The sequence below is a fragment of the Streptomyces sp. NPDC058964 genome, assembly GCF_042741275.1.
Lineage (GTDB): Bacteria > Actinomycetota > Actinomycetes > Streptomycetales > Streptomycetaceae > Streptomyces.
This window is the reverse complement of record NZ_JBHYKH010000049.1, coordinates 21,983-29,415: the sequence shown is the minus strand read 5'-3', so window position 1 is coordinate 29,415 and position 7,433 is coordinate 21,983. Positions and strand designations below refer to the sequence as shown.

Sequence of the window (7,433 nt, the reverse complement as noted above, 5' to 3'; positions counted from 1 at the left end):
ACATGATCAGACGAAGGCCGCCTCCACGTCAGACGAATCCCCAGGTGAGCGACCCCGTACGAGACCGCGTTCGAAGCCGGAAGAAAAAGAACAAGCTTAGTGCCGGTTTTCGTTCCGATGTTCCTCAACCCCCGTGAGGCCCGTGGGTTCAGGGAAACTGAAGGTTCTTCACCACGAACTTACGGGTGGATTCCCTGATCCTGGCGGTTGGACCCGTGGGTTCGTGGTCAACCCGCTGGGCCGGTGTCGGCGGTCTGTTCCAGCAGGGGTGTGACCGCGATACGCGCCAAAGGGGCAACGAGATGGTCTTGAAGCCCTGATGCGCTCGGACTCACCTGCGACGGCGGGCGGCGGGGTCGCGCTCCGAGACGTGCCGGGCGACCGCGTCGTGTCCCGACCGCGCGCCTCGCGGACAAACGCTCCACACAACTACTACTTTGGCCGGTACGCGCAAATTGCCCGTTCGTTCGAGCTGCATCTGTATGTGCGTTCGGCGGCGCTTCCCATCCCTCCCTCTCCTCCGTTCCCGTAGGAGTCGCCATGCCTCTGCTGCTGGTCCAGGGCACGTTCCACCTGAAGAACACTCAGCCGGACGGCGACACCGTCCATTTCGTCGCGGACAACGCCAGTGACTGGAACCTGGTCAAGGGCAGGAACCCGGTGCAACTGACCGGCGCGGGGGAGGCCAAGATCCGGCTGGAGGGCATCGACGCGCTGGAGACGCACTACCACGACGAACACCAGCCGCAGCAGTTCGGCCATGCCGCGGCCGCCGAACTCCTGACCTGGCTCGGTTTCAACGACGTACAGCGCCGACCGGACGAGACCGTCACCGCCTCCACCCCCGAGAGCACGCCCGGCTACGTCCTGACCGGGGGCGCCGACGAGTACGGCCGCGTCGTCTCCCTCGTCGGCCGGGGCGCACCTCCGGCGGCCGGAGGCACGGCCGTCACCGTCGACGTGCCATTGCTGCGGCAGACCGCCAACCATCACCTGACCGCACAGGGCCTGGTCTATCCGAGCTTCTACGCCAGTCTGTTCCGCGATCTGCGCGCGGAACTCGCCACCGTCGCGCAGAGCGCCCGGACGGCCGGTCAGGGGCTGTGGCCCCAGGACGTGACCACCACCGGATTCAAGGTCACCGGGCCGTCCACCATCACCGACGACGTGGTGATCATGCCCAAGGTGTTCCGGCGGCTGATCGACCACTTCCACGCGGGCATGTCGGTCTCCTGCTTTCCCGCCTATCTCGCGGGCAAGGAGGACAAGTTCACGGTCCTGTCCACCGGCGAGCGCTTCGCGGGCCTGCAACACGTCGTGACCGTCACCAACGGCGGCACCGTCCGCGTGACCCGCCCGGTCGACGACCTGCTCTTCGACGAGGGCTGAGAGCCCGTCCTGTTGCTAGCGTGACCAGGCCTTCGCCCCGCACCCAGGACATCCGGGAGTCCCGCGTGATCAGATGCAGCGCACCACGGCCGATACGCCCGTACAAGGTCACGATGCGGGGCGTCGGCAAGGCGAGTGTCCGATGACCCGGGCCTACGGCAGGTTCATCCAGCAGGTCCGGCTCGCCCCTGGCGTCGACAACGGTCAATACCCGTTCAGCCTTCCCGCTGTGCGGCATCTCGCCCGTTCCGGCGGACTGACGGTGCCGGCGGGGGCGACCTTTCTCGTGGGCGACAACGGCGCGGGAAAGTCGACGCTGATCGAGGCGATCGCGGTGGCCGCAGGGTTCAATCCCGAGGGGGGAAGCCGGAATTTCCGGTTCGCCACCCGCGCCACCGAGTCCGTACTGGGCGAACATCTCATCCTGACCAGGGGGGCGCGCAAGCCTCGCACGGACTTCTTCCTGCGTGCGGAGTCCTATTACAACGTGGCCAGCGAAATCGAACGGCTCAACGGAGCCGGCGGCGGCCCCCTGCTGCCGGCCTACGGTGGCGTGTCCCCGCACGAGCGGTCACACGGAGAATCGTTTCTCGATCTGGCCGCCCACCGTTTCGGACCGGGCGGACTCTGTCTGCTGGACGAACCCGAGGCGGCCCTCTCGGTCCAAGGCTGCCTGGCCCTGCTGGCCCGCATGCACGACCTGGTCCAGCAAGGCAGCCAATTCCTCGTGGCAACCCACTCGCCCATTCTCCTGGCCCTGCCGAACGCGACCATCCTGGAGATCGCCGACGACGGCACGGTGGAGCGGACGGACTTCGACCGGGCCCTTCCCGTGCACATGACGCGCGAATTCCTCGCGACACCGCAACGTTTCCTGAAACACCTGCTCGTCGACGAGATCGACAGGGCCCAGTGAATCCACTGGACTCACCCTCACCCACACCCGCCGACCCGTTGGCGCGGCACACGCTCGGCTATTCCACGGCCGGATCCTCCTGGCAATGGCGCACGGCCTTCTTCACCGCCTGGTCCAGTTCGTACCGGTCCCGACCGGCTTTCTCCGCGTGCTGGGAGATCGCGGCCCGGGCCGCCTCGGACGCCTCGCGCCACTTACGGTACTGCTGGTCGTACTCCTCACCGGCCAGCCCGGCCAGGTTGGCCCGCTCGACTTCGGCGGATCGTTCCAGCCTGATCAATTCGTCGGGGATGCCTGCCACATCCGGATCCTAGGCACGGCCCCACCGCGACGCCTGCGGACTGCCCCGGACGGCGTAGCGCGGTCGGGTCCACCGGCAGCACGTGCGTCTCCGACGGCCACGAACCGCCCAACGGCTATACCCGCTACCCGAACGGCAGGGTCCCCGGGCACGTGGGCGACGAGTGGGAGACCTACCGGCAGGGCCATACCGCCGACAAGGACGGGAATATCGTCAAGGCGCCCGAGAGCTGAGAGGACGGGCCGGCGGTCCGGGGCCCGTCCGAGCGAGGAAGTGCGGTGATGACGCGATGAAGGCGGTCCGGTTCCACGAGTACGGCGGGATCGATGTGCTGCGGGTGGAGGAGGTGGAGCGGCCGTCACCCGGACCCGGACAGGTGCTCGTCCAGGTCCGGGCGGCCGGTATCCAGCCCGGCGAGGTGATGATCCGCGAGGGCGCGCGGCACGACCGCTGGCCGGCGACGTTCCCATCCGGGCAGGGCAGCGATCTGGCCGGCGTCGTGGTGGAGACGGGCCCGCAGGTGCGCGGCTTCGCGGTGGGCGACGAGGTGCTGGGCTTCACCCATGGCAGGGCGAGCCACGCGGAGTTCGTCGTGGTGGACGACGTGAACGTGGTCTTCCGTCCGGAGGGGCTGTCCTGGGACGTGGCCGGGTCGTTGTACGTGGCCGGTACGACCGCATACGCCACCGTCTTCGCGGTGGACCCCGGACCGGCCGACACGGTCGTGGTGTCCGGTGCGGCGGGTGGTGTCGGGTCGCTTGCCGTACAGCTCGCGCGGCGGCGCGGCGCCACGGTGATCGGGCTGGCGAGCGAGCGCAACCACGCCTGGCTGACGGATCACGGTGTCGTCCCGGTCGAGTACGGGGAAGGCGCGGCCGCGCGGATCCGGCAGGCCGCCGACGGCGAAGTCGACGCGTTCATCGACACGTTCGGCGACGGTTACGTCGAGCTGGCAGTGGAGTTGGGCGTGCGGCCGGAGCGGATCAACACGATCCGCGACTGGCAGGCCGCGGCCAAGGTCGGTGCGCGGACCTACGGAGAAGGCTCGGCGGCGTGCGCGGTCGTGCTCGGTGAGCTTGCCCGGCTCGCCGCGCGCGGGGAGCTCGAGGTGCCGATCGCCCGTACCTACCCGCTGGAGCAGGTGCGGGACGCCTTCCGCGAGCTGGAACGGCGGCACACCCACGGCAAGATCGTGCTCCGGCCGTAGCCCCTTCGTCAGGCGTGGCCAGGGATCCGTCATCGGCCTCTCACTCGGGGGTGTGAACTCCTGGCCCAGTTTCGTGCCGACTTCTCAACTTGGCACAGCGGCAGCTGAGTTCGCCCTGGACTCAGCGCATACGTCGCTTCGGCTGCTCAATCATTTCAGCACCTTCACCCTTGCCGTCGTCACCGTCGCAGGGAGCGTCTCCTGGCTGTTGCCGGCAGTGTGCTGCTGCGCCGCAGGTACCCGTCGGTGGCCCGCGGCGAGCGCAACGACATGGTGTCGGCGCGAGGAGGTCTTCCACGAGGAGGCCGAGCTCCTCTCCGTCGCCTCGGTCGCGGGCCTCGTCGGCTTCAGCCTGCTGCTGGTCTTCGTCCTGGACCGCCTGTTCGCAGGCGAACTCAGCGTCAGCCCCGCCCCGTGCCGAGCGGGAGCGCTCGCCGAGTACTGGTGAACGAATCAGTGCTCCCACGCGCCCGGACCACCGCCGCGCCACTCGACCCAGTCCGCCGCGGCCACGTCCTCCGGTTCGACGTCGTCCAGACCGGCGCGGCGGAGGAACTCCGCGATGTCCAGCAGTGTGTATGCCATGCCTACGAACTGGCTGCCGAGCCGGATGCGACGGCCTCCGTCGTCGGCAGGCGGGTACACGATCACGTCGGGCATGAGCTCACCATCACCCGCTCGCCACCGCGGCGCACGTTCGGCTACTCCACGGTCCGATCTGGGTCCGGCACGTACTGGTACGGCCGTGAGCACCCTTCACTCGCGCGCCGCGTGCCCATGCGGCCGAGACCGCGTGTTGTCGTTGATCCTTTGGAGGTGGCCGGAGCGGCCCGCCCGTGCGGCGGAGCGCTCCTGGTGATGTCGGTCGCGGTGCCGGCCGCGATCGGTGCAGCTCTTCGATGTGCCGGAGGCACGCATGGGAAAAGTGCTGGGTGATGTGCTGGGCTTGGCGGCCGCTGTGGCCGTCAGTCCTCTTCCGATCGTCGCGCTCATCATCGTGCTGGCAACGCCTCGTGGACGCGTGAACGGGTTGGTGTTCGCCACCGGCTGGGTGGTGGGCCTGTCGGCCCTGGGCGCGGTGATGCTGGTCATCGGCAGCCAGGGGGATGCCACCAGCCACGGGCAGCCGGCCGACTGGGTGGGGGCTCTCAAGCTCGCGCTGGGGGTGGCACTGGTCCTCTTCGCCGTGAGGCTGTGGCGTCATCGCCCCACCGACGTCACCCAGGCGCAGTTGCCTCGGTGGATGGCCGCGATCGACCGCTTCACACCGGTGAAAGTCTTCCTTCTCGCCCTCCTGCTGTCGGCCGGGAACCTGAAGAACGCACCGCTGACCATTGCCGCAGCGGCGTCCATCAGTTCGTCGGGGCTACCGGCCGGACAGCAGATCGCCGCGCTGGCGATCTTCGTCCTCATCGCCTCCGTCGGCCTGCTGACCCCCCTTGGGGTCTTCCTGATCATGGGGGAGCGGGCGAAGAGCATGCTGGGCAACTGGAAGGAATGGGCCGTGCGGCACAACACAGCCGTCATGGCGGTCCTGTTCTTCGTGTTCGGGCTGAAATTGCTGGGTGACGGCATCGGCGTGCTGAGTTCCTGACCGGGTCAGGGTTGCGTCCGGCTCACGGTGCAAGGGAAGAGTCGCAGCCTCAGTTCCATGAGCGGGGCTGGAGCGGAGTCGAAGCCCCGCTCTCCGGTACGGCCGGGCAGTTCACGTTCGCGTCGAGCTGGACCCGGTCCACTCCCTTGCCGGCGCCCCGGCAGCCCCGGCGGCCCCTTGGAATGGTCCCGGGGATCGATGGAGCCGTGACTGGCGCTGAGATCCATCACGACCGCCGCCGGTCCTTGACGTGCACCTAGGATTGCGAGGGTGAAGGCAAGAACCAGTGATATCGAGAAGGCGGCCGGTGCGCTGCGCGCCGGAGAGCTTGTGGCCTTCCCGACCGAAACCGTCTACGGTCTGGGCGCGAACGCCGAGGATCCCGCCGCTGTCGCGCGCATCTTCCAGGTCAAGGGACGTCCGCCCTCCCACCCGCTGATCGTCCACCTTGGCGGCGCGGAGCTGCTGGACGACTGGGTCGAGGACGTGCCGGCGACGGCGCGTCTGCTGGCCGAACGCCTCTGGCCGGGGCCACTCACCCTGGTCCTGCGTCGCGGTCGGCGGGTGCCCCTCGAAGCGACCGGTGGTCTGGAGACGGTGGCCGTGCGCGTGCCCGATCACCCCGTCGCCCTCGCGCTGCTGTCGGCCTTCGGCGGCGGTGTCACGGCCCCGTCCGCCAACCGCTTCGGCCAGGTCAGCCCCACCACCGCGAACGACGTCCGTGCGGAGCTCGGTGATGCGGTCGACTTCGTGCTGGACGGCGGCCCCTGCGCGGTCGGCGTCGAGTCGACCATCGTGGACGCCACGGGCGAGGTCCCGAGCATCCTGCGGCCGGGAGGGGTGACGCGCGAGGACCTGGAAGCGGTGCTGGGGTACCGGCTCGAGGTCCCTTCGACGAGCCGTGTCCGGGTGCCGGGCCAGCATCCGTCGCACTACGCGCCGCGTGCGCGGGTCGTCCTCGTCGAGCCCGAGAAGGTCGTCGCCGAAGCGGAGATCGCGCAGGAGCTGGGGCACCAGGTAGGGGTTCTTCTTCCTCCCTCCTTCACCGACGCTCCGGTGAAGGCGCAGGCGGTGGTGTCGGTCCCCGGTTCGATGGCCGCCTACGCGCGCGGGCTGTACGGGTTCCTGCGCGAACTCGACCAGCGGGGGTGCGACCTCATCATCGCGTCCTTGCCGGTGGAGGAGGGGCTAGGGCTGGCGATCGCCAACCGGCTCCGCCGCGCCGCAGGGCCCCGGCCCACCGTGTGACCGGCGCTGACGCCGTGCCAGACGGGGGCTGGGCGGATTCGTGACGGATTCGGCTGAGCGCCCACCGGTCTGACGGACCGGGCACAGCTCGTGCCGCCAGTCGTCGGTGACGACCGTTCTTCACCCGACGCCGGCCGGCACTGTCGTTACGGCCGGCGTGCCGGAGCCGACTCAGGTTGCGCCAAGCGGTTCGGACTTGAACAGCGGAGGACCCCGGCAGGTGCGCCGGGGTCCTTGGTGTGGTGCTGTGCGTATCGGCTGCGGGCCCAGCCCGAGGCGGCGGCGCGGAGCTGTGACGGGCACCGGCCCCGCTCGGCGGTCGGCGTTGAGGTGGGACCCGGGGTGTCAGGCTGAGGATTTCGACTGCGGCTGGCCGCCTTGGGCGCGCAGTTGCTCGTTGATGCGCTGGGCTTCTTCGAGCTGGTCTTCGAGGATGACGATGCGGCAGGCGGCCTCGATGGGGGTGCCCTGGTCGACGAGTTCGCGGGCGCGGGCGGCGATGCGCAGCTGGTAACGGGAGTAGCGGCGGTGGCCGCCTTCGGAGCGCAGGGGGGTGATCAGGCGGTGTTCGCCGAGGGTGCGGAGGAAGGCGGGAGTGGTGCCGAGCATCTCGGCGGCCCGGCCCATGGTGTAGGCGGGGTAGTCGTCATCATCGAGATTGTCGGCGGGCCTGGCACTGCGAGGGGGCATAGACCTCTTCTTTCCGGGGATGCGTCGGGGGGGCGCCCGGGGGCGGGGGGGGCCCCGGCCGGCGCCGCGGGAGAAGCCGGGCTCGCGG

At 69.5% G+C, this 7,433-nt stretch carries 9 protein-coding genes; 6 read left to right on the top strand and 3 right to left on the bottom strand.

Annotated features, from left to right (window positions below):
• Positions 1–540 precede the first annotated feature (540 nt).
• Together ACFW2E_RS09365 and ACFW2E_RS09360 are read left to right on the top strand one after the other, a co-directional pair.
• On the top strand, positions 541–1,389 hold the full coding sequence (locus tag ACFW2E_RS09365; protein ID WP_384463819.1) for a thermonuclease family protein: 849 nt from the start codon (positions 541–543) through the stop codon (positions 1,387–1,389).
• Positions 1,390–1,531: 142 nt separating this feature from the next.
• On the top strand, positions 1,532–2,305 hold the full coding sequence (locus ACFW2E_RS09360; protein WP_384463816.1) for an AAA family ATPase: 774 nt from the start codon (positions 1,532–1,534) through the stop codon (positions 2,303–2,305).
• A 58-nt stretch (positions 2,306–2,363) separates the two neighbouring features.
• Here ACFW2E_RS09360 and ACFW2E_RS09355 read toward each other — a convergent pair whose 3' ends face one another.
• The gene (locus ACFW2E_RS09355; protein WP_384463813.1) at positions 2,364–2,606 is read right to left on the bottom strand and encodes a hypothetical protein; all 243 of its coding nucleotides are present in this window, start codon (positions 2,604–2,606) and stop codon (positions 2,364–2,366) included.
• A gap of 289 nt (positions 2,607–2,895) precedes the next feature.
• Here ACFW2E_RS09355 and ACFW2E_RS09350 point away from each other — a divergent pair, with 289 nt between their 5' ends.
• Together ACFW2E_RS09350 and ACFW2E_RS09345 are read left to right on the top strand one after the other, a co-directional pair.
• Complete coding sequence (locus ACFW2E_RS09350; protein WP_384463810.1) at positions 2,896–3,813, top strand: NADP-dependent oxidoreductase; 918 nt, start codon at positions 2,896–2,898, stop codon at positions 3,811–3,813.
• A 208-nt stretch (positions 3,814–4,021) separates the two neighbouring features.
• A complete protein-coding gene (locus ACFW2E_RS09345) occupies positions 4,022–4,261 on the top strand; it encodes a hypothetical protein (RefSeq protein ID WP_384463808.1) in 240 nt (79 codons plus the stop codon).
• Positions 4,262–4,266: 5 nt separating this feature from the next.
• On the opposite strand, the gene ACFW2E_RS09340 is transcribed toward ACFW2E_RS09345, so the two are convergent.
• Entirely contained in the window at positions 4,267–4,473 is a 207-nt protein-coding gene (locus ACFW2E_RS09340; RefSeq protein WP_384463805.1) for a hypothetical protein, read from the bottom strand.
• Between the two features lie 256 nt (positions 4,474–4,729).
• Between ACFW2E_RS09340 and ACFW2E_RS09335 the strand changes: the two genes are divergently transcribed.
• Together ACFW2E_RS09335 and ACFW2E_RS09330 are read left to right on the top strand one after the other, a co-directional pair.
• Entirely contained in the window at positions 4,730–5,407 is a 678-nt protein-coding gene (locus tag ACFW2E_RS09335; protein WP_384463802.1) for a GAP family protein, read from the top strand.
• A gap of 270 nt (positions 5,408–5,677) precedes the next feature.
• Positions 5,678–6,655, top strand: a complete 978-nt coding sequence (locus tag ACFW2E_RS09330; RefSeq protein WP_384463799.1) for an L-threonylcarbamoyladenylate synthase — start codon at positions 5,678–5,680, stop codon at positions 6,653–6,655.
• 345 nt (positions 6,656–7,000) lie between these two features.
• Here ACFW2E_RS09330 and ACFW2E_RS09325 read toward each other — a convergent pair whose 3' ends face one another.
• Entirely contained in the window at positions 7,001–7,345 is a 345-nt protein-coding gene (locus ACFW2E_RS09325) for a MerR family transcriptional regulator (RefSeq protein ID WP_384463797.1), read from the bottom strand.
• Between the last annotated feature and the right edge of the window lie 88 nt (positions 7,346–7,433).